A 21,844-nucleotide genomic window follows, 5' to 3' on the forward strand; every position below is an offset into this window, starting at 1 on the left:
ACCTATTCCTGCCCTTCTGCGAGAATCACGGTGATGTGGCTGGTACGCTTCCGAATCTTGGTGGCGCGACCCTGCGCACGCGGAAGAAACCGCTTCCAGGTGGGGCCTTCGTTGATAACGATCTGCTTCACGACCATGGCGTCCACGTCGATGCCGGGCAGTTGCTCGGCGTTGGCGAGGGCGGAACGCAGCACGCCGAAGATGATGTCGGCGGGCTTGTTGGGCGTGAACTTCAGGATATTCATGGCGTCTTCGACAGGCAGCCCGTTCACGTTCTTGGCGACCAGGCGGGCCTTACGCGGCGACACACGCATGAATTTCGCGGTGGCTCTCGATTCCATCGGATTCACCCACTACTTCTTTGCTTTGCTCTTCTTGTCCGCGGCATGCCCGTAGAACGTGCGGGTCGGGGCGAATTCGCCCAGCTTGTGACCCACCATGTTCTCGGTGACGAACACGGGAATGAACTTCTTCCCATTGTGGACCGCGAACGTCAGGCCGACCATCTCGGGAGCGATGGTGGACCGACGCGACCACGTCTTGATGACGCGGCGGTCGCTGTTCGACACGGCCAATTCCACTTTCTTGATCAGATGGTCGTCTATGAACGGACCTTTCTTCAGAGATCTGGGCATGCTCTACTCCTACTTCTGACCGCGACGCTTGACGATGAGCTTCGAGGAAGCCTTCTTGCGATCGCGGGTCTTGTACCCCTTGGTGGGCACGCCCCACGGGGTCACCGGATGGCGACCGCCGGAGCTGCGGCCTTCACCACCACCCAACGGGTGGTCGATGGGGTTCATGGCGACGCCGCGGACCTTGGGACGACGGCCGAGCCAGCGATTGCGGCCCGCCTTGCCCAGCGAGATGTTCTCGTGGTTCACGTTGCCGACCTGGCCGATGGTGGCGCAGCAGGCGGCGAGCACCTTGCGCACTTCGCCCGAAGGCATGCGCAGGAGGGCGTACTTGCCTTCCTTGGCCACCAGCTGGGCGTAGGTGCCGGCGGCGCGGCAGAACTGGCCGCCACGGCCGGGGTAGAGCTCGATGTTGTGCAGCACGGTGCCGACGGGGATGCGGGCCATGGGCATGGCGTTGCCGGGCTTGATGTCCGCGCCTTCGCCAGCCTGCACCATGTCGCCCTGCTTGATGCCGAGCGGGGCGAGGATGTAACGCTTCTCGCCGTCCGCGTAGTGCAGCAGCGCGATGCGGGCGGTACGGTTGGGGTCGTACTCGATGTGAGCGACCGTGGCCGTGATGCCGAGCTTGTTACGACGGAAGTCGATGATGCGGTACAGACGCTTGTGACCGCCGCCACGGCGGCGCATGGTCACGCGGCCGTTGTTGTTGCGGCCGCTCTTCTTGGTCAGCCCCTCGGTAAGGGACTTCTCGGGCGTGCTCCTGGTGACTTCCTCGAAATCCGAGACGGTCTGGAAGCGGCGACCGGGAGATGTCGGTTTCAGCTTACGAACAGCCATTGCTTACACTCCCTCGAAGAATTCGATTTTTTCGCCGGGAGCCAGGGTCACGTAAGCCTTCTTGCAGCCGGAGATCCGGCCCACGACGCGGCCCTGGCGGACCTTGTCGGAAGGCTTCTTGGTGATGACGTTGACGTCGGTCACCTTGACCTTGAAGGCGGCTTCGACGGCCTTCTTGATTTCGATCTTGTTGGCCCGGGGGTTCACGAAGAACACGACCTGCTGGGCCTGTTCCTTCACGAAGGTGGCCTTTTCGGACACCAGGGGCTTCACGAGAATCTGGGTATAATCCATGACCATCCTCCCTACTTCAGCCTGGCCTGGACGGATTCGACGGCGCCCTCGAACATCACCAGCTTCGGGTGCTTCAGAATCTCGTAGACGCTGAGCTGGTCGGCGGTGATCAGGGTGATGCCGGGAATGTTGCGGGCCGAAAGGGCGAGGGTGGTGTTCTCGTCGGCGGTGATAACCAGGGCCTTCGAAAGGCCCAGGGTGTCGGCCACCTTGGCGAACAGCTTGGTCTTGATCCCGGGCAGTTCGATGCCCTTGACCACCATCAGGTTCTCGCCGGCAAGCCGCGAGCTGAGCGCCATCTTGAGCGCCAGCTGGCGGACCTTCTTGTTGATCTTGAAGCCGTACTCGCGGGGCTGAGGGCCGAAAATCACGGCCCCGCCACGCCAGATGGGCGAGCGGTTCGAACCGGAACGGGCGCGGCCGGTGCCTTTCTGGCGCCAGGGCTTCGCACCGCCGCCGGAAACGAAGGCGCGGGTCTTGGTGGCATGGGTGCCGGAGCGCAGCCCGGCGCGGTGCGCACGGACCACGAGATTGAGAATCTCAGGCTTCACCTCGACCTCGAACACCTCGGGAGCGAGCGTCAGTTCGCCGGCTTCCTTCTTGTCCTGATCGTATACTTTCACCACAGCCATGTGATCATCCTCATTTCGTTACTGCTTGCGCACCAGGACGAGGCCGTTCTTGGGGCCGGGAACGGCGCCCTTCACCAGAATGACGTTGTCTTCGGCGCGGATGTCGACGATCTCGAGATTCTTGACCGTCACGCGCTCGTCACCCCAGTGGCCAGCCATCTTCTTGCCCTTGAACACGTGACCGGGGAAGGTGTTGTTACCGATGGAACCACCGGAACGATGCACCTTTTCGCAGCCGTGCGTGTCCTTGGAGCCGGCGAAGTTCCAGCGGCGCATGACGCCCTGGTACCCCTTGCCTATGCTGGTGCCGGTCACCTTCACCTTTTCGCCGGCGGCGAACAGGGACACGGTGAGTTCCTGGCCGACTTCGAATTCGGCGGGCGCTTCCAGGCGGATTTCGCGAAGATTGCGGAAAAGACCCTTGCCGGCCTTGGCGAAGTGGCCACGGGCGGGCTTGGTGGTGTGCTTTTCCTTGGCTTCCTCGAAGGCGATCTGCACGGCGTCGTAGCCGTCGGTTTCGCCGTTGCGGACCTGGATGACCGGACAGGGACCGGCCTGGATGACCGTAACAGCCACGGCGGAACCATCACTGGCGAAAATGCGGGTCATGCCGACCTTGCGACCCAGGATACCCAATTTCTCAGCCATGACTTCCTCTCACTAGAGCTTGATTTCGACGTCCACACCGGCGGGCAGGCTCAGCTTGCCCAGTGCGTCCACGGTCTGCTGCGTAGGCTCGAGGATGTCCATGAGCCGCTTGTGGATCCGCATCTCGAACTGCTCGCGCGACTTCTTGTCGACGTGCACGCTCCGGTTGACGGTGTACTTGTGAATGTTGGTGGGCAGGGGGATGGGACCAGCCACCCCGGCGCCCGTGTTGCGCGCCGTATCCACGATTTCCGCCACAGCCTTGTCCAGGATGCGGTAATCGTAAGCTTTCAGCTTGATTCTGATACGATCACTGCTAACTGTCGTCATTGTTGATTACTCCGTTATCTGGCAAACGTACCCTTGCCGTCCAGCGCCTGACTGCCATGAGGTGAGAGGCAGGCGTGTCGGGTGCAGAGTTCCTCACGTTCGGTGGCGGCACACCGAGACCCGCCATAAGCATCCGGTGCTACGCTAAACCCGGACGCCGCTTCCGCGACGTGGGCACAGGTGGCATGTGACGCCATGGCGGCCTGCCGTCCAGCGGGGGACGGTGTGCCGTGATCTTCGAGGATTTGGAGCGGTGGAGAATAAGGCGGGTGGGGAGCCAGCTGGCGCACCCAAGGCCTTCTCGTTCGCCTCGCGGCTACTGCTGCGCAGTGCCGTCCAGGAAGATCACCCATGTTGTCGCCAGCCTGGCCCTGGCCGGAGCATGCTCCGGCGAGTGCAGGTGGTCCACAGGGGTCACCGAATAGGGCGCATTGCGCCCCGCAAGTACAGTACCTTACAGCCCGCCAACGACAGTGTTAACGGCGGACTGGAACGGCATGACTATTTGCGGCATTCGGTAACGCCTGCAAATGTCAAAGCTCGGCTTTCGCCAAACGCATCAGGACAGGCTCGACCCGCCCTTCCCCTGCCGTTACAGGGGGCAACTTTTTTGCTCCGGAGAACCGGCGCGAGAGGGTTAACTACGCCACCGCCCCGTTCCCGTCAAGCTTTTTTGAAAAAAAGAGGCCCCGGACAGAAACTGCCCGGGGCCTTGCTTTCAACGGATGCCTTTACCGGTGGCTCCGCCCTCTTCACGAAGTCCGAAGGGGGTTAGCCCTTCTTCTTCACCACTTCTTCCGCGATCTGGGCGGGAACCCGCTCATAATGGTGGAACTGCATGGAGAAGGTGGCGCGGCCCTGCGTCTTGGAGCGCAGGTCGGTGGCGTAGCCGAACATCTCGGACAGCGGCACCTGGGCGCGCACGGCCTGAGAGCCCACGCGGGCTTCCATGTTCTGCACGCGGCCGCGGCGGCCGTTCAGGTCGCCCATGACGTCGCCGAGGTATTCGTCGGGGGTCACCACTTCCACGTCCATGATCGGTTCAAGCAGAACCGGCGAGGCCTTGTGGATGGCGTCCTTGATGGCCATGGAGCCGGTAACGTAGAACGCCTGCTCCGAGGAGTCGACGTCGTGGTACGAGCCGAACACCAGGTTGACCTTGATGTCCACGGTGGGGAACCCGGCAAGGACGCCGCTCTTCATGGCGTCCTGGATGCCCTTGTCCACCGGGGCAATGTATTCCTTGGGGATGACGCCGCCGGTGATCGAGTTGACGAACTCGTACCCCTTGCCGGGGTTCGGCTCGATCTCGATGACCGCGTGACCGTACTGGCCGCGACCGCCCGACTGCTTCACGTGCTTCATGTCGGACTTGGACGAGGAGGTGATGGTCTCGCGGTAGGCGACCTGCGGCTTGCCCACGTTGGCGTTGACGCTGAACTCGCGGGTCAGGCGGTCGACGATGATTTCCAGGTGCAGTTCGCCCATGCCGGCGATAAGGGTCTGCCCGGTTTCTTCGTCGCCCTTCACGCGGAACGAGGGGTCTTCCTTGGCCAGCTTGGCGAGCGCTGCGGAAAGCGCGTCACGGTCGGCCTTGGTCTTGGGCTCGATGGCCACTTCGATGACCGGCTCGGGAATGTCCAGCGATTCGAGCACCACGGGGCGCTTTTCATCGCACAGGGTGTCGCCGGTGGAGGCCTGCTTCAGACCGACCACGGCCACGATGTCGCCAGCGCCCGCCCACTTGATTTCTTCACGCTTGTTGGCGTGCATGCGCAGCAGGCGGCCGACGCGTTCCTTCTTGCCGGTGGTGGCGTTCAGCACCGTCATGCCGGATTCGATGAACCCGGAGTAGATGCGGAAGAAGGACAGGTGGCCGATGTAGGGGTCGGAGAACAGCTTGAACACCAGACCCGCCAGGGGTTCCTTGTCGCTGCAGTTGCAGACGATGGTTTCCTCTTCGTTGTCCGGGTTCATGCCCTTCATCTGGGCGATGTCCACGGGCGAGGGCAGGAAGGCGACCACCGCGTCAAGCAGGGGCTGCACGCCCATGTTGCGGAAGGCCGAGCCGCACAGCACCGGCACGATGTTGCGAGCGATGGTGGCCTTGCGCACGCAGGAGGTGATCTCCTCGACGGTCAGCTCTTCGCCGCCCAGGTACTTTTCAAGCAGCGCCTCGTCTTCTTCGGCCACGGCTTCCACCATGGCGAAACGCTTCTCTTCGTACAGGGCCATCATGTCGGCGGGCACGTCTTCTTCCGTGAATTCCACGCCCTTGCTGGACTTGTCGAACTTGATGGCCTTGCCGCGGATAAGATCGACAACGCCTTCGAACTTGTCCTCGCTGCCGATGGGCAGTTGGATCGGGATGGGCTTGGCGCGCAGGCGTTCGACCATCATGTCGACGCAGCGGAAGAAGTTGGCGCCGATGCGGTCCATCTTGTTGACGAAGCAGATGCGCGGAACGCCGTAGCGGTTGGCCTGGCGCCACACCGTTTCGGACTGCGGCTCGACGCCGGCAACGGCGTCGAACACGGCGACAGCGCCGTCAAGCACGCGCAGCGAGCGTTCGACTTCGATGGTGAAGTCGACGTGGCCGGGCGTATCGATGATGTTGACGGCGTGGTCGTTCCAGCTGCAGGTGGTGGCGGCGGAAGTGATGGTGATGCCGCGCTCCTGCTCCTGCTCCATCCAGTCCATGGTGGCAGCGCCGTCATGGACTTCGCCGATCTTGTGCGAAACGCCGGTGTAGTAGAGGATGCGCTCGGTGGTCGTGGTCTTGCCCGCGTCGATGTGGGCCATGATCCCGATGTTCCTCTGCCGTTCGATGGGGACGGTTCTTGACACGATGGCTACTCCGGCGCTCTACCAGCGGTAATGGGCGAAGGCCTTGTTGGCTTCGGCCATGCGGTGGGTGTCTTCCTTCTTCTTCACGGCGCCGCCGCGGCTGTTGAAGGCGTCGATGAGTTCGGCGGAAAGCTTCGCGGACATGCCCTTCTCGCCACGCGAACGCGCGTAGTTGATCAGCCAGCGGATGGCCAGCGAGACCTGGCGGTCGGGGCGCACGTCCATGGGCACCTGGTAGGTGGCGCCGCCCACGCGGCGGGCCTTCACTTCCAAGTGCGGCTTCACGGACTCAACGGCGCGTTCGAACGCCTTCAGGGGTTCTTCGCCGGTCTTTTCGCCCAGGGTTTCGAGCGACTTGTAGAAAAGCTTTTCCGCCACGCCCTTCTTGCCGTCATACATCAGGCGGTTGATGAAACGGGCGGCCAGCCGGCTATTGTACACCGGATCGGGCAGAATCTCACGTCTGGGGACGGGTCCTTTACGAGGCATCGAAATACTCCCTTGCTATTTGGGACGCTTGGCGCCGTACTTGGAGCGACTCTTGCGACGGTCCTGCACGCCGGCAGTGTCGAGGGTGCCGCGCACGATGTGGTAGCGGACACCGGGCAAGTCTTTCACGCGGCCGCCGCGAATCATGACGACCGAGTGCTCCTGCAGGTTGTGGCCTTCACCGGGAATGTAGGCGGTAACTTCGATACCGTTGGTGAGGCGCACGCGGGCAACCTTACGCAAGGCGGAGTTGGGCTTCTTCGGGGTGGTGGTGTACACGCGGGTGCACACGCCACGGCGCTGCGGGCAGGCCTGGAGAGCGGGGGTTTTCTTCCGCTTCAGCACCGCTTTGCGCTCTTTGCGAATGAGCTGGTTGATAGTGGGCATTCTGCTCCTCCGTGAAAGTGGATCGGAAACAATCGGTAAAGGCGCATGGGCATAGCCCAGCGCCTGACGGTTGTCAAGCAACACGATACGGAGCCCGCCCGAGATCACCTGTGGGGCTGGTCCGCGCCGAACTCACGGTCACACGGGCTACCGGACACGCCGCAAGCGCTCCGGTGGGGCGGGGTTCCAGCAGCCAAGCATCCCCGCAAAATCGCCCACCATGGTCCTGAACCCAAGTCATCTACTCCCTTTCCGACGAATGGACAAGTTTTTTCCATGCGCAGTTCCGGGGGCATCTGCGCACACGGCCGTGTTCCCTTTCCCTATGCAGCCTTAGACATGCCGCGTTGTTGCTTCATGGTTGATGCACGCGCCACACGCCCCTCATGGACACGTGGCACCCGCCTACTCCCGCCGGGGTCGGATGGCCCGGGCCGGGTCGCGCAGGAGATGCGCGCAACTGGGAACATCTGGATCTCGCGGAACGCCAATCCGCCGCCCGCGAAAGGCATATATATGGTATGATGCCCCCACGGCCTCCAGCACCAGCCCTGCCCCCCTGCGCCTTCCTCCAGCAACACCGCCTCGACATGACCCGCACCGGGCAACTTGGCATGCCCCGCGACACGCGCCCCTCCTCGCACCTGCCTTGCGCTCACCCCGCCCTGCCACGCCAAAACCGTCAGCCGCGCAGAACGCTCACCCCGCCCTTGGTCATTTTGTCACAACCCAAACGACACGCCTTCGTCACCACGCAAGGCGCGGGATGTGCCGAAGACGCCCGCCCGCTCACGTGAATCTGCCCGCAGGACGAGCCTTTTCACTTCAAACGCATGATTTCAAGATGTTGCAAACACGCCCCGGCCTATGCCCACCGCCTGCCCCCAACCGCGAAAACGCCATCCCCTTGCCGCTCTCCACCGCCCATGCCGGTGTTCACATGCCGGGACAGCCCAGCACCTCTCCCTTGCCCGCGCACGCCGCGCAATCCGGTTCCTTGCCGCAAGGCCGTCCGACGCCTTGGCCGACGCGCCCCTGCTGGCGCAAAATCAGCGACCTGACGCTTTTCCCCCATTTGCCGCTTGACATTATGTAAAATATTTCACAAGAGGGATTCGTGAACGGCGACTTGCACTCCCGAATGCACCGCCGCTTCCGCGCGCCTCTCTCACGAGAGCAGCTTTTTCGTAGGCGCCGCCCATAAGCGGCGCGCCATGGCAACAACACATTCATTCATTTGGAGGATGGAAGGTATGTCCAAGCTGGTTCCCCCTCATGGTGGTAAGGGCCTCGTCTGCTGCCTGCTCGAAGGTGCCGCCCGCGAAGCCGAACTCAAGAAGGCCGCTGGCCTGAAGCAGATCGAAATCAGCTCGCGCACCAAGGGCGACCTCATCATGATGGGCATCGGCGGCTTCTCTCCGCTGAACGGCTTCATGAAGAAGGCCGACTGGAAGAGCGTCTGCGAAAAGATGACCACCGCCGACGGCACCTTCTGGCCCGTGCCGGTGACCATGGACATCTCCAAGGAAGACGCCGCCGCCGTGAAGGTGGGCGACGAAGTGGCCCTGGTGCGCAAGGGTGAAACCTTCGCCACCATGAAGATCGAAGAAATCTACGAAATGACCGAAGCCGACAAGAAGTGGGAATGCGAACTCGTCTTCAAGGGCGAAGGCCCCGACTCCCAGAAGTTCTGGGAAGTGGCGCTCGAAGACCACCCCGGCGTGAAGATGGTCATGGAACAGAAGGAATTCAACGTCGCCGGCACCGTCAAGGTGCTGTCCGAAGGTGACTTCCCCACCAAGTTCGCTGGCGTGTACAAGCGCCCCGCCGAACTGCGCGCCGAAATGGAAGAACGCGGCTGGGCCAACGTTGCCGCCCTGCAGCTGCGCAACCCCATGCACCGCTCGCATGAATTCCTGGCCAAGATCGCCATCGAAGTGTGCGACGGCGTGGTCATCCACTCCCTGGTGGGCGCCCTGAAGCCCGGCGACATCCCCGCCGAAGTGCGCGTGAAGTGCATCGACACCCTGGTCGAAAAGTACTTCGTGAAGCAGAACGTCATCCAGGCCGGCTACCCCCTGGACATGCGCTACGCCGGTCCCCGCGAAGGCCTGCTGCACGCCACCTTCCGCCAGAACTACGGCATCAACCGCATGATCATCGGCCGTGACCATGCCGGCGTGGGCGACTTCTACGGCATGTTCGAAGCCCAGACCATCTTCGACAAGATCCCCTACGTCAACGAAGCCTGCCCCGAGCCCGGCAAGGCCCTGATCTGCACCCCGCTGAAGATCGACTGGACCTTCTACTGCTACAAGTGCGACGGCATGGCCTCCCTGCGCACCTGCCCGCACGGCAAGGAAGACCGCGTCATCCTGTCCGGCACCAAGCTGCGCAAGGCCCTGTCCGACGGCGCCCCCGTGGCCGACCACTTCGGCCGCGACGAAGTGCTGGAAATCCTGCGCGCCTACTACGAAGGCCTGACCGAAAAGGTCGAGGTCAAGATGCAGCAGGCCGCTTCCGGCTCCGTGATGAAGTAGGCCCCGGCCGCTTCAACGCACGCTACATCGGGGAGGCGCCGCAAGGCGCCTCCCTTTTCCATTTCAATCAGAGGCCTCCGTCGCTCCGGCATCGCTCACGCAAAAGGCGCGGCCCGCCGACATGGGTGGCCGCGCGCTTGCTGTCTACAAAACGATCGGGAATAGGGAGAATACCTAACGTGCCCACCATGGCACATGCGACCAGCCGGAACGCAGCCCCTCGCGCCATTCGGCGGCATGGGGGTCAACGCTGGCCAGCAGGGCGTGAAAGCGCGGTGAATGGTCCAGGTGCGCGGTGTGACAGAGTTCGTGCAGCAACACGTGGCGGGCCAGTTCACGCGGCAGGAACAGCAGGCTGGCGTTGCAACTGATGGTGCCCCGTGCCGAACAGCTGCCCCAGCGGGTCTGCTGCATGCGCACCACGCAGCGCTGATAGCGAAAGCCGTGCTCCACGGCCAGCCCGTGCAGCCACGGCGCCAGCCGCCGCCGGGCCACGGCGCGCAGCCAATCGCGCAGCAGGTCCACGGCCACGCCGTCGCCCGCCCCCCCTTCCGGCACGCGCAGGCGCAGGGCGGCGTCCACCTCACGCAGTTCCGGGCGCATGCCCGGCGCAAGGGGCGCACGAATCACGGCATAGTGCGCATGCACCGCAGGCAGAAGCACCTCGACGGGCACGCTGCGGATGCCGTCCGGCCCCAGAAACGCCCCGCAGCCCCCGACATTGCCGCCAGCCCCGCCAAGGCCATCGCCCGCGCCCCCCTGGGACTCCGCCAGCCCGGCGCGCAGCAGGGCCCGAACGATCCATGTGCGGTGGCGCTCCAGCACCTCGGGGATGCGCGTTGCGCTGAAGCCTTGCGGCACCACCACCTCCAGCCCGCGCCGGGGCACGATGCGCAGGCGCACCCGCCGGGCGCGGGGACTGGTGCGCACGTCGTGGCGAGGCGGCCACGCCACTTCGGGCTGATCCGCGCGGGCGATTCCCGCCCCTGCGTCCGACAAGTCGCCGGGGTCGCCAGACGCGCCCGTAGCCGCCGCGGGGGCCGTCTCCGGCCCGGCGTCCGATTCGCTGTCCTGTTCGGAACCTAGTCCGGAACCAGGCACGCCGCCTGGCCAGCCCGGACAGACACCGGCGAAACGCCGCATCAGATCCTTCAATGGGTTCATCGGGTCCGGGTCTTTACCTGTTTCTGTTTCCCGCATACTATCGCATCGCCTCGGGCTGGCCTTTACGCAAGACCCGCACTGGAGATTCGAGACATGCTCGCGTCCAATCGTTCCGCCGCCATCTGGGGCGGCTTCCTGCTCGCCGCGCTGGGCGCGGCCTTCTGCGCCTGGGCCGCCGTCGCCCCTTCCGAGTCGCTGTGCATCAGCACCGGCTGCTCGCTGTACCGCAACCTGACGGTGTGGGGGCTGCCCCTGTGGTGGTACGGCGCGGGGGCGTTCTCGCTCCTAGCCCTGTTCTGCATCTTCGGCAAGCAGGGGGCGGCGCGCGGGTTCGTCTGGCTGATGCTGGCCGCCGACACCGCCCTGCTGGCCCTGATGGCCCTCACCGCCCCCTGCGCCGCGTGCCTGGTGGTGGCGGCGCTCATCGCCGGTACCTTCGTGGCCATCCCCGCCGAACCGCGCCGCGACCGGCAGCAGCGCATCTCCATCCTGCTCCTGCTGTGGGGGGGCCTGTTCTTCGCCAACGGGGCGGCACTGGCCACCGAGCGCATGGGGGCATGGAACCTCCAGGGACCGGAGAACGCCCCCGTCACCCTGTACTTCTCGCCGTCGTGCCCGGCCTGCCGTCAGGCCATCACCGCCCTCGCCTCCGCCGCTCCGGACACCGTGGCCTACCGCCCCGTGGCCGAAAACGATGACGACGTCCCGGCCATCGAACAGATGCGCCGCGCCGTCGAGCAGGGTACCCCGGTTGCCGAAGCCTTGCGCGCGGCGACGGAAACGCCCCCCTCCCCGGACATGTCCATGCTCGACCAGGCGCGCCTGCGCTGGAAGCTGCTGCGCAACAAGGCCCGCGTGCTCTCCACGGGCGCGGACCGGCTGCCCGTCATGCTGATTTCGGGCATGCCCCGCCTGCCCTACGGACAGGGCGCGGAAGGTGCGCCCGCGCCCTCCCAGCCCCCCAAGTCCGCCGCGCCGCAAGCCGGGCCGTCAACGCCGGTGCCGGGCCAGAACGGCAAGCCCCCCGCGCCCGTCTCGGGAACCAACGGCCAGGACGGTGCGCTGCCCTTCCTAACAAACGACTTTGCCGGATGCGGGCAGACGCCCACCAGCAACGCCACCTGCAACTGACCCCGCCGGTCTTGTCACCCCGTGCCCCTGCGGCACACCTGCGCCGCCACGCCTTGGCTTGGCCTCGGTGCGGCTTTGCTTCGCGCCAAAGTGGGTACGGTGCTGGCAAGACGCGGGTCTGGCGCGCTGGACAGACATCCCTTCCTCCAGGCTTCAGCGCGCGAGTTGAACAATCAATCAGAACCTGCATGTTTTGTTGACCTTTCGGGCATTTCAGACTATGTGAAAAAAATCATTTTTTCAGACATCACGCCTGCGCACGCCGTGCGCCGGGTCTGTCCGGGGACGCGCTGCATCCCCCCTTTTCGCTTGGACAAAGCGAAAAAAACGCCGTATAGGGGGGTGCGCCGAGAAAGGCGCGTCCGCTAACCGCAACGGCAAAGAGTTCACATGACCATCCGGGATCTGCTCTTCGAGCACAAGGACGCCATCATCCACAAATGGATAGACGCCATGTACGGCACCTATCCGTTTGACACCGTAGGTTTCCTGCGCAGCAGCAGGGACCAGTTCTCCAACCCCGTGGGCCACACCACGGCGGCCTCCGCCGTGGTCATCTTCGACGCCGTGGCCGGGGACGACGTGGATGACGCCCTTCTTTCCGAGGCCATAGAGGATGTCATCCGCATCCGGGCCATCCAGAATTTCACCCCCGAGCAGGCCGTAGGCGTGCTGTTCGTGCTGAAGACGGTGATCCGCCAGATGCTGCGGGCCGCCATCATGCAGCACGGGCTGCACGACGGGCAGCTGGAGGTCGAATCGCGCATCGACACCGTGGCGCTGCTTGCCTTTGGCAAGTACGCCGCATGCCGTGAGCGCCTGCACATGATGAAGGTCGATGACTTCAAACGTGGATACGCCCAGCTCTTGCGCAGGGCTGAACGTATATTGGACAAACCGGTAGGGGAACCGGACACGCAGAAACCGATAGCCTAGCAGCGAGGTAACGGAATGTTCATTTCACTTTTAGCGGTCATTGCGCTGGGTTGCATCGCCTGGCTGGGAGCTGCCTCAGGCTTCCAGTACCTTATCGGGGTGGTGTTGCCGTATGCCGCGGTGCTCGTGTTCATCGGCGGTTTCGTCTGGCGGATCGTGGATTGGGCCAAGTCGCCCGTGCCCTTCCGCATCCCGACCACCGGCGGCCAGCAGAAGTCGCTGGACTGGATCCAGCCCGCCCGGCTCGACAGCCCCTTCACCGTCACCGGCACCGTGGGGCGCATGCTTCTTGAAGTGCTGCTGTTCCGGTCGCTTTTCCGGAACACTTCGGTCGAAATTCAGAAAGGCCCGCGCGTGGTCTACTATTCGGCCAAGTGGCTGTGGCTTTTCGCGCTGCTGTTCCACTACTGTTTCCTGCTCATCTTCATCCGGCACTTCCGCTTCTTCCTCGAGCCGGTGCCCTTCGCCCTGACGGCCATCGAATTCGTCGACGGCATCATGCAGATCGGCGTGCCGCGCATGTTCATGACCGACGTGCTGGTGGTGGCCGCCCTGGGCTTCTTGCTGGCCCGCCGCCTGTTCAGCGAGAAGGTGCGCTACATCTCGCTGGCCAACGACTACTTCCCGCTGTTCCTGCTGCTGGGCCTCGTGGGCAGCGGCATCTGGATGCGCTACTTCACCAAGGTCGACATCGCCTCGGTCAAGGTGCTGACCATGGGCCTCGTGACCATGAACCCCGTGCTGCCCGAAGGCATCGGCGCGGCGTTCTTCGTGCACATCTTCCTGCTCTCGTGCCTGCTTGTGTACTTCCCGTTCAGCAAGCTGATGCATATGGGCGGCGTCTTCCTGAGCCCCACGCGCAACCTGCCCAACAACACGCGCGCGGTGCGCCACGTGAACCCCTGGAACCCGCCCAAAAAGTACCGCACCTACGCGGAATACGAAGACGAGTTCCGGGAACTGATGGAAGAGGCGGGGCTGCCTGTCGACAAAACCTCTGAAGAAGCCGCTGCCGCCGAGTAAGGAGCCGACATGTCCAAACTGCCAACTCCCGACAAGCTGATCGCAACCATCCCTGCCTTCCCCATGGAAGGATGGATGGACACCAAGCCGGAGTTCAAGCCCGGCACGTGGTGCTATCCGGCCAAGGTCGACAACATGACGGCCCTCGGCATGCCGAACCCGCACGAGTGGTCGGCCGACCAAGAAGACTGGAACCTGCCGGAGAACTGGGAAGAAATCATCTACGAAGGCCTCAAGGCGCGCCTGGCCAAGCACCGCTCGCTCAAGGTCTTCATGGACATCTGCGTGCGCTGCGGCGCCTGCGCCGACAAGTGTCACTTCTTCATCGGCACGGGCGACCCCAAGAACATGCCCGTGCTGCGCGCCGAGTTGCTGCGCTCGGTGTACCGCCGCGACTTCACCACCGCCGGCAAGCTGCTGGGCAAGCTGGCCGGCGCGCGCAAGCTGGACAAGGACGTCATCAAGGAGTGGTTCTACTACTTCTACCAGTGCACCGAATGCCGCCGCTGCTCGCTGTTCTGTCCCTACGGCATCGACACCGCGGAAATCACCGCCATCGCGCGTGAGCTGCTGCACGAGTTGGGCCTTGGCATCCACTGGATCATGGAGCCGGTGTTCAACTGCAACCGCACCGGCAACCACCTGGGCATCCAGCCGCACGCCTTCAAGGAAATCGTCGAATTCCTCTGCGAGGACATCGAGACGGTGACCGGCATCAAGATCAACCCGCCCTTCAACGAAAAGGGCCACGAGATCGTGTTCATCACGCCCTCGGGCGACGTGTTCGCCGACCCCGGCATCTACACGTTCATGGGCTACCTGATGCTGTTCCACGAAATCGGGCTGGACTACACCCTGTCCACGTACGCATCCGAAGGCGGCAACTTCGGCTCGTTCACCACCTTCGACATGGCGAAGAAGCTGAACGCCAAGATGTACGCCGAAGCCGAGCGCCTTGGCTCCAAGTGGATCCTGGGCGGCGAATGCGGGCACATGTGGCGCGTGGTGCACCAGTACATGGACACCTTCAACGGCCCCACCCCGCCCAAGATGGAAACGCCGAAGTCGCCCATCACCGGCACGGTGTTCAAGAACGCGGCGTCCACCAAGATGGTGCACATCGCCGAGTTCACGGCCGACCTCATCAAGCACAACAAGCTGCGCCTCGACCCCAGCCGCAACGACCACCTGACCGTGACCTTCCACGACTCGTGCAACCCGGCGCGCGGCATGGGCCTGCTTGAAGAACCCCGCTACGTTCTCAAGAACGTGTGCAACAACTACTTCGACATGCCCGAAAACACCATCCGCGAGCAGACCTTCTGCTGCGGCGGCGGTTCCGGCCTGAACACCGACGAAATCATGGAAATCCGCATGCGCGGCGGCCTGCCCCGCGGCAATGCCCTGCGGTACGTGCAGCAGAAGCACGGCGTGAACACCATGGCCTGCATCTGCGCCATCGACCGGGCCACCCTGCCCCCGCTGGCCAACTACTGGGCCCCCGGCGTCACGGTCTACGGTACCCACGAGCTGGTGGCCAACGCCCTCGTGATGCGCGGCGAACAGAAGCGCACCATGGACCTGCGGCAGGAAGAACTGCCCGGTATGGAGGATGAATAACCATGTATAACGGCAAATACATCATCCCCGGCATCGTGATCTTCGTCGGGCTGTTCACCTTCCCCTTCTGGTCCAACCTGCTGACGCCCAAGTACGAGCGCCCGCAGCTGGCCCTGCCCGCCGGGCAGAAGGAATGCATCGAACCGGCCGAATACATGCGCGCCGAGCACATGCACATCCTCGACGTGTGGCGCGACCAGGCCCTGCGCGAAGGCAAGCGCGCCTACGTCGCCTCCAACGGCAAGGTCTGGGACATCAGCCTGCAGAACACCTGCATGAAGTGTCACGCCAACAAGGCCGATTTCTGCGACAAGTGCCACAACTCCAACAGCGTGAGCCCCTACTGCTGGGATTGCCATGTGGCGCCGAGGGGGAACCAGTAATGAGCACCACCAGAAGACAATTCCTGAAGATCGCCGGGCTCTCCGTGTTCGGCCTTGGCGCCTCGACCGCGCTGGACGCGGCTGACGCGGTCGCCAAGGACATGCCGGGTGCCAAGTACGAAGTGGGCGGCAAGCACCTTGCCGCCAAGCGCTGGGCCATGGTCATCGACACCCGCAAGCTGGAATCGCGCGAGGATTACGCGCGCATCATCGACGCCTGCCACAAGGTCCACAACGTCCCCTCGATTCCCACCAAGCAGGAAATCAAGTGGATCTGGACCGACAAGTACGACCGGGTGTTCACCGACGACATGAGCCAGCACCTGTCCCCCGCCGTGCGCGAAAAGGACTACCTGCTGCTGTGCAACCACTGCGAAAACCCGCCCTGCGTTCGCGTGTGCCCCACCAAGGCCACCTTCAAGCGCGCCGACGGCATCGTGGTGATGGACTACCACCGCTGCATCGGCTGCCGCTTCTGCATGGCCGGGTGTCCGTACGGCGCGCGCAGCTTCAACTTCGGCGATCCGCGCCCCTACCTGAAGGACGTGAACCCCGCGTTCCCCACCCGCATGCGCGGCGTGGTGGAAAAATGCACCTTCTGCTCGGAGCGGCTTGAGGTAGGCCTTCTGCCCGCCTGCGTCGAAGCCTCGAACGGGGCCATCCTGTTCGGCGACCTCGACGACCCGAATTCGCCGGTGCGCAAGGCCCTTGCCGAGAACTTCAGCATTCGCCGCAAGCCCTCCATCGGGACCCAGCCCGGCGTCTACTACATCGTGTAGGAGGAGAAGCCATGATCGAGAAGGTTCTGAAAGGCTCCCCAGCGTTCTACATCTGGCTGCTCTTCCTTGGCGGCATCGCGAGCCTGGGCGTCTTCGCGTACATCTTCCAGCTCAAGTACGGGCTGACCATCACCGGCATGAGCCGCGACGTTTCGTGGGGGCTGTACATCTCGCAGTTCACCTACTTCGTCGGCGTGGCGGCCTCGGCCGTGATGCTGGTGCTGCCCGCCTACTTTCATCACTACAAGAAGTTCAAGAAGATGATCATCCTCGGCGAGTTCATGGCGATCTCGGCCGTGCTGATGTGCATGCTCTTCATCGTCACCGACATGGGGCAGCCCCAGCGCATGCTGAACGTCATCCTGCACCCCACGCCGAACTCCATCATGTTCTACGACATGATGGTGCTCATGGGGTACCTGTTCATCAACGCGCTGGTCGGCTGGGTCACCCTTGAAGCCGAGCGCCACGATGTGGACCCGCCCAAGTGGATCAAGTTCTTCATCTACCTGTCCGTGGTGTGGGCGTTCTCCATCCACACCGTGACGGCCTTCCTGTACGCGGGCCTGCCCGGCCGCCACTACTGGCTGACGGCCATCATGGCCGCCCGCTTCCTGTCCTCGGCCTTCGCTTCCGGTCCCGCCATCCTGCTGCTGCTGGTCATCGCGCTGCGCAGGCTGACCGGCTTCGATCCCGGCCGCGAAGCCATCCAGACCCTGACCAAGATCATCACCTACGCCATGGCCATCAACGTGTTCTTCTTCCTGCTGGAAGTGTTCACGGCCTTCTACAGCGGCATGCCGGGCCACCAGCACCCGCTCACCTTCCTGTTCGTGGGCCACGACGGCCACGCCTCGTGGGTGGTGGGCTGGATGTGGACGGCCGCCGTGCTGGCCATGCTGTCGCTGTGCCTGCTCATCCCCCCGCAGATTCGCGACAACGAGCGCGTGCTGCCGTGGGCGCTGGGCATCCTGGTCATCGCCAGCTGGATCGACAAGGGCCTGGGCCTCTTGATCGGCGGCTTCACGCCCAACCCCTTCGAGACGGTTACGGAGTACGCGCCATCCTTCCCGGAAATCCTCGTCACCGTGGGCGTGTACGCCATCGGCCTGATGGTGCTTTCCGTGCTGTGGAAGATCGCCCTCGACGTGAAGAAGGAAGCGGGCACCTTCTAGCCCCCTGCCTTCGCCTTGCCTGACTGCAAGGGCCCGTGCCGACATGGCGCGGGCCCTTTTGCATGGTGCATGCGAGGTGCGGTGCTCGTCGCCGCAACAGCCGAACGCAGGAAGAACGCACGCGGGCCGCCCTTTCCCCACCTGGCCGCCAACTGCTCCTGCGCGCGGCGGCATGGCCTCGCCACACAGCCATCACCGGAGTCCTTCTACGCCTTGAGTCCGCCCCCCGCCGCGACTGGAGCCCTTGCGCGCGGCCCGTCCCTTTGTGCCGATACGTTCTGCCCATGCCCGCGCCATGACGCCGACCATCCCCCGTCGGCACGAGGCTCACCGTTCCGCACCATCGCACGCCTGGCAAAAGGGCATGCTCCGCACCGGAGCGTGCTCGTTTGCGCTTTAGCTCCTTCACCTTCCTCCCTTACCGGCAAGATCCGCCGCATCCGCGCCTCTCTCCAACGCAAAAGGGCCGCCCCCGAAGGAGCGGCCCCGCGCATGAATCAGAACGTCCGCGTTTAGAACTTGTAGCCCACCGAAAGGCCGACAACGTGGGTGCGGCCGTCGTACGAATTGCCGTCGTAGATGCCGTTGGAGGCGTGGTTGTCGTACTCGGCGTTGGTGGCCACAATGTAGGTGTAGGAAAGGTCCACGGTGTAGCTGTCCCAGTGGAAGCCGACACCGGTGCTGTACAACTGGCGGTCGCTGGTGGGGATCAGGTAATCGATGTGATCCGAATCTGCGGGCGATTCATCGTAGATGAAGCCCGCGCGCAGGTCCATCCACGGGGTGGCGGCGTATTCGACGCCGACACTGTAGCGCCAGGAATCGCTCCACTCCTTCTCGGAATTCACGAGTCGGCCGGTGCCAGCGAAAGGCGCGTTGTGGTAGATGCCCAGGTTGTCATACAGCGACCAACGGGTGAGGGTGGCCCCGACTTCGATGCCAAGTTCGGGGATCGGATTGTAGGAAATGCCGAAGGAAATCATGTCGGGCAGGGTCACCGAGCCCTCCACGTTGCAATCGCGGTAGGCGCCAAGGATCATCGGGTTGGTCACCGACGAACCGGGAGTGAAAGAATTGGTGCCGTCAGCGTTCTGCTTGACCTGGCTCTTGTAGCTGACGCCAGCTGCCCACTGCTCGTCGAACTGGTAGTGCAGACCGCCGGTAAGGCCCCAGCCGTAGCTGTCGGCCTTGAGTTCGGAATCGATGTCGCCGTTGCCGGAATCGGTGGGGCTGTTGTCCATGTCGGTGCCGTCGATCTTTTTCTTCAGCTTGAGATCGAGGGTCATGAACTCGATGCCGACGGCTGCGGACAGCTTGTCGGTGATCTTGAACGCCACGTTGGGATTGTAGGAGACGGTCTGGATTTCGGCGTCGTAGATGTTGTAACGACCAGCCCAGTTGGGGTCGTCGTACTCGGTGCCCAGACCAAAACGGGTGTAGATGCCCATGCCAAGCCACAGGTTGTCCTTGACCTGGGTGGTCAGGTAGCCGTGCGGCGGCGTCCAGACGTTGTGGGCGCCTTCCCCGGTGTAGGTCTGGCCGCCGTAGTTAACGTCCACCTTGGCGTCGGGGACGATGGCGCTGAAGCCAGCCATCACCTGGGTGCCTTCCAGCTTGGTCATCAGGGCCGGGTTGTAGGCCACGGCAGAGGCATCGGGCTTGCGGGCCACCATGGCGCCGCCCAGCGCGTTGCCGCGCGCGCCCCATTCGTACAGGGCAAAGCCTTCGGCCTGCGCGGTGCCTGCCAGCGCGGTGCACACCAGCAGACAGGAAACAGCCAACTTTTTCAGTCGCTTCATGGATCTCCCCTAGAGTTTGTATGCCTGCCGCCGAACGATGCACACGCGCGAAGAGAGTCCCCCGGCGCGGCAAACCGTCCAAGGGAGAACTCACGGAACGTTCCGACTTTTCAGGCAGAATGACGATTGCCGTTCCCCCGCGCGTTCCCTCTCGGCCTTGCGGCCGAACGCACGTACCGGGGCACGGCACCCCTTAAGCACAATCGGTTCTAGCTATCCGATTCGTCAACGATTTGCAACCATTCGGAAACACCCCGGAAACACGGCGAAAGCGACGCTCGCGCATGGTACGGCAACGCTGTTGCATGACGCGGGACAAAAAGCCCTATCTCCATGGCATGGGTCAGGACGAACCGTCCGCTGGCGCACACAGCCGTCCCACCCGAGCCTTGCGGGCTTGCCCCCCAACGCGCAAGAGCGCGGAATCCGGACTTGCATCCTTTTTCCGCGCCCTTGCGTCGCACACGGGCAACCGCGTGCCGCCGTTCCCCAATTAGGCTTCCAAAGGCCCATCCAAGAGGCCGCGCGCGCCCAGCACGGCCTCTATCTCGGCCACCAGGCAGCCGAAATCCACGGGCTTCGATACGTAGCCGTCCATGCCCGCAGCCAGGAACCGCTCCCGGTCCCCTGTCATGGCATGCGCCGTCATGGCGATGATGGGCACCTGCCCGGGTCCGCCCCGGCGGCCGCGCAGCGCACGCACGGTCTCCAGGCCGTCCATCTCGGGCATCTGGATGTCCATAAGCAGAAGGTCGCACGGTTGCCGCTCCAGCGCGGCCAGCACCTCCAGCCCGCTGGACACGGTGGCCACGTCGTGCCCCATGCGCTCGAAGAAATACACCGCCAGCTTGCGGTTGATCACGTCGTCCTCGGCCACCATGATGCGCAACCGCCGCTGCACGCCCCGGATTACGGGCAGGCTGGCGTCGCGCGGGCACGACGCGGCGGATTCGCCCACGAAAAAGCGCATGGTCAGTACGAAGATACTGCCCGCGCCCTCCTGACTGCGCACCACAATGTCGCCGCCCATCATCCGCGCGATCTCGCGCGAGATGGCAAGTCCAAGGCCCGCGCCGCCGTACTTCTTGGTCAGGAAGTTCTCGGCCAGGGTGAACGGCTCGAAGATGCGTTCCCATTTTTCCGGCGCGATGCCCACGCCCGTGTCCTCCACGGTGACGCGCAACACCACCGCATCCGCAGGGGCCACGGAACGTTCCGCGCTTCCGGAATCTGTCGCGGCCGGACGCTCTTCCTCCACCTCGACGGCCAGCGAAACGCCGCCCACCTCGGTGTACTTGATGCCGTTGATGACGAGGTTGGTCAGCACCTGGCGCAGCCGCGCGGCGTCGCCCACCAGCCGGTCGGGAACGCCGGGGGCCACGGCGCAGGCCAGGGTCAGGTTCTTCCAGCGGGCCTGCACGTCCAGCACGCGGACCAGGTCGCCCACGGTTTCGCGCAGGTTGAACGGGGCCTCGTTGAGGGCGATGCGCCCGGCCTCGATGCTGGACATGTCCAGCAGGTTGTTGACGATGGCCAGCAGGTCGAGCCCTGCCTGGCGCACCATGCCCAGGCACTCCTCCTGCTCGCCGGTGGGTCCGGCGGCCAGCAGCAGTTCGGTGAGCCCGATGATGCCGTTGAGCGGGGTGCGCAGTTCGTGGCTGATGTTGGCGAGGAACTGGGTCTTGGCGCGGTTGGCCGATTCCGCCTCGTGCCGTGCGTGCTCCAGCTCGCGGGTGCGCAGGGATACTTCTTCGGCCAGGTGTTCGTGGTAGCGGCGGTTCTCGGCGCGCAGCCTGCCCTGCTCGATGGCGATGCGCACCCGGTGGCCCAGCACGTCCAGGTCCAGGATGGGCTTGAGGATGAAGTCCCACGCGCCCCGGCGCACCGCCTCGATGGCGTCCTGCATGACCCCGGTGCCGGAAACGACGATGGTGGGCATGTCCGGCCGCTGCATCGTCAGTTCGCGCAGCACGTCCAGCCCGTCAATGCCAGGCATGCGCAAATCCACCAGCACGGCATCGGGCTGCACGGCGCGCACCATCTCAAGGCCGGTGCGGCCGTCATTGCCCTCGTGCACCACGTAGCCGAGGTCTTCGAGATAGGCGGTGATGCTGCGGCGCACCACCGTGTCGTCGTCTATGACGACAACGGTGGGAGGGGTGGGGGGGGGCTCCGTCATCGTGCCCCCTCAG

At 64.0% G+C, this 21,844-nt stretch carries 21 protein-coding genes; 8 read left to right on the plus strand and 13 right to left on the minus strand.

From position 1 onward, the window contains the following. Positions 1-2: 2 nt before the first annotated feature. The 10 genes from rplV to rpsL form a co-directional block, all read right to left on the minus strand. Positions 3-341 (minus strand): 50S ribosomal protein L22, encoded by a 339-nt coding sequence (rplV, locus tag RVX_RS09940; protein WP_007521022.1) that lies wholly within the window; start codon positions 339-341, stop codon positions 3-5. A gap of 12 nt (positions 342-353) precedes the next feature. Next, positions 354-635, minus strand: a complete 282-nt coding sequence (gene rpsS / locus RVX_RS09945; protein WP_007521020.1) for a 30S ribosomal protein S19 — start codon at positions 633-635, stop codon at positions 354-356. A 9-nt stretch (positions 636-644) separates the two neighbouring features. After that, entirely contained in the window at positions 645-1,475 is an 831-nt protein-coding gene (rplB, locus tag RVX_RS09950) for a 50S ribosomal protein L2 (RefSeq protein ID WP_007521018.1), read from the minus strand. Positions 1,476-1,478: 3 nt separating this feature from the next. After that, positions 1,479-1,769 (minus strand): 50S ribosomal protein L23, encoded by a 291-nt coding sequence (gene rplW / locus RVX_RS09955; protein ID WP_012611248.1) that lies wholly within the window; start codon positions 1,767-1,769, stop codon positions 1,479-1,481. A gap of 11 nt (positions 1,770-1,780) precedes the next feature. Further along, entirely contained in the window at positions 1,781-2,401 is a 621-nt protein-coding gene (rplD, locus tag RVX_RS09960) for a 50S ribosomal protein L4 (protein ID WP_007521015.1), read from the minus strand. Positions 2,402-2,419: 18 nt separating this feature from the next. Then, positions 2,420-3,049 (minus strand): 50S ribosomal protein L3, encoded by a 630-nt coding sequence (gene rplC, locus RVX_RS09965; protein WP_007521014.1) that lies wholly within the window; start codon positions 3,047-3,049, stop codon positions 2,420-2,422. Between the two features lie 12 nt (positions 3,050-3,061). Continuing rightward, complete coding sequence (rpsJ, locus tag RVX_RS09970) at positions 3,062-3,379, minus strand: 30S ribosomal protein S10 (RefSeq protein WP_007521013.1); 318 nt, start codon at positions 3,377-3,379, stop codon at positions 3,062-3,064. Positions 3,380-4,150: 771 nt separating this feature from the next. Further along, positions 4,151-6,226, minus strand: coding sequence for an elongation factor G (gene fusA, locus RVX_RS09975; RefSeq protein ID WP_116305736.1), 2,076 nt, complete (start codon positions 6,224-6,226; stop codon positions 4,151-4,153). 18 nt (positions 6,227-6,244) lie between these two features. Beyond that, positions 6,245-6,715: a 30S ribosomal protein S7 gene (rpsG, locus tag RVX_RS09980; protein ID WP_012611244.1), complete on the minus strand. Its 471-nt coding sequence runs from the start codon at positions 6,713-6,715 to the stop codon at positions 6,245-6,247. Positions 6,716-6,730: 15 nt separating this feature from the next. Further along, entirely contained in the window at positions 6,731-7,102 is a 372-nt protein-coding gene (rpsL, locus tag RVX_RS09985; protein ID WP_116305737.1) for a 30S ribosomal protein S12, read from the minus strand. A 1,253-nt stretch (positions 7,103-8,355) separates the two neighbouring features. On the opposite strand from rpsL, the gene sat reads away from it, so the two are divergent. After that, positions 8,356-9,642, plus strand: coding sequence for a sulfate adenylyltransferase (gene sat / locus RVX_RS09990; protein WP_012611243.1), 1,287 nt, complete (start codon positions 8,356-8,358; stop codon positions 9,640-9,642). 174 nt (positions 9,643-9,816) lie between these two features. Here the strand turns inward: sat and RVX_RS09995 are convergent, their stop codons facing one another. After that, positions 9,817-10,785: a M48 family metallopeptidase gene (locus RVX_RS09995; protein WP_420192304.1), complete on the minus strand. Its 969-nt coding sequence runs from the start codon at positions 10,783-10,785 to the stop codon at positions 9,817-9,819. 114 nt (positions 10,786-10,899) lie between these two features. On the opposite strand from RVX_RS09995, the gene RVX_RS10000 reads away from it, so the two are divergent. The 7 genes from RVX_RS10000 (at position 10,900) to dsrP (ending at position 17,853) form a co-directional block, all read left to right on the plus strand. After that, positions 10,900-11,937 (plus strand): hypothetical protein, encoded by a 1,038-nt coding sequence (locus RVX_RS10000; protein WP_116305738.1) that lies wholly within the window; start codon positions 10,900-10,902, stop codon positions 11,935-11,937. Positions 11,938-12,327: 390 nt separating this feature from the next. Beyond that, positions 12,328-12,873 (plus strand): RsbRD N-terminal domain-containing protein, encoded by a 546-nt coding sequence (locus RVX_RS10005; protein WP_007521006.1) that lies wholly within the window; start codon positions 12,328-12,330, stop codon positions 12,871-12,873. Positions 12,874-12,888: 15 nt separating this feature from the next. Then, the gene (gene dsrM / locus RVX_RS10010) at positions 12,889-13,896 is read left to right on the plus strand and encodes a sulfate reduction electron transfer complex DsrMKJOP subunit DsrM (RefSeq protein WP_007521005.1); all 1,008 of its coding nucleotides are present in this window, start codon (positions 12,889-12,891) and stop codon (positions 13,894-13,896) included. Positions 13,897-13,905: 9 nt separating this feature from the next. Continuing rightward, positions 13,906-15,516 carry a sulfate reduction electron transfer complex DsrMKJOP subunit DsrK gene (gene dsrK, locus RVX_RS10015; RefSeq protein WP_007521004.1) on the plus strand — a complete coding sequence of 537 codons (1,611 nt, stop codon included), beginning with the start codon at positions 13,906-13,908 and terminating at the stop codon, positions 15,514-15,516. 2 nt (positions 15,517-15,518) lie between these two features. Further along, positions 15,519-15,899, plus strand: coding sequence for a sulfate reduction electron transfer complex DsrMKJOP subunit DsrJ (dsrJ, locus tag RVX_RS10020; RefSeq protein WP_007521003.1), 381 nt, complete (start codon positions 15,519-15,521; stop codon positions 15,897-15,899). Further along, entirely contained in the window at positions 15,899-16,678 is a 780-nt protein-coding gene (gene dsrO / locus RVX_RS10025) for a sulfate reduction electron transfer complex DsrMKJOP subunit DsrO (protein ID WP_116305739.1), read from the plus strand. Before dsrJ ends, dsrO begins: the two co-directional genes overlap by 1 nt. 11 nt (positions 16,679-16,689) lie before the next feature. Beyond that, positions 16,690-17,853, plus strand: a complete 1,164-nt coding sequence (gene dsrP / locus RVX_RS10030; protein ID WP_116305740.1) for a sulfate reduction electron transfer complex DsrMKJOP subunit DsrP — start codon at positions 16,690-16,692, stop codon at positions 17,851-17,853. Between the two features lie 512 nt (positions 17,854-18,365). Here dsrP and RVX_RS10035 read toward each other — a convergent pair. Continuing rightward, positions 18,366-19,652 carry an OmpP1/FadL family transporter gene (locus RVX_RS10035; protein ID WP_116305741.1) on the minus strand — a complete coding sequence of 429 codons (1,287 nt, stop codon included), beginning with the start codon at positions 19,650-19,652 and terminating at the stop codon, positions 18,366-18,368. 493 nt (positions 19,653-20,145) lie between these two features. Then, positions 20,146-21,831 (minus strand): response regulator, encoded by a 1,686-nt coding sequence (locus RVX_RS10040; RefSeq protein WP_116305742.1) that lies wholly within the window; start codon positions 21,829-21,831, stop codon positions 20,146-20,148. Between the last annotated feature and the right edge of the window lie 13 nt (positions 21,832-21,844).

Origin of the sequence: Nitratidesulfovibrio sp. HK-II, assembly GCF_003402415.2 — a bacterium.
In the GTDB taxonomy this organism is placed as follows: Bacteria; Desulfobacterota; Desulfovibrionia; order Desulfovibrionales; family Desulfovibrionaceae; genus Cupidesulfovibrio.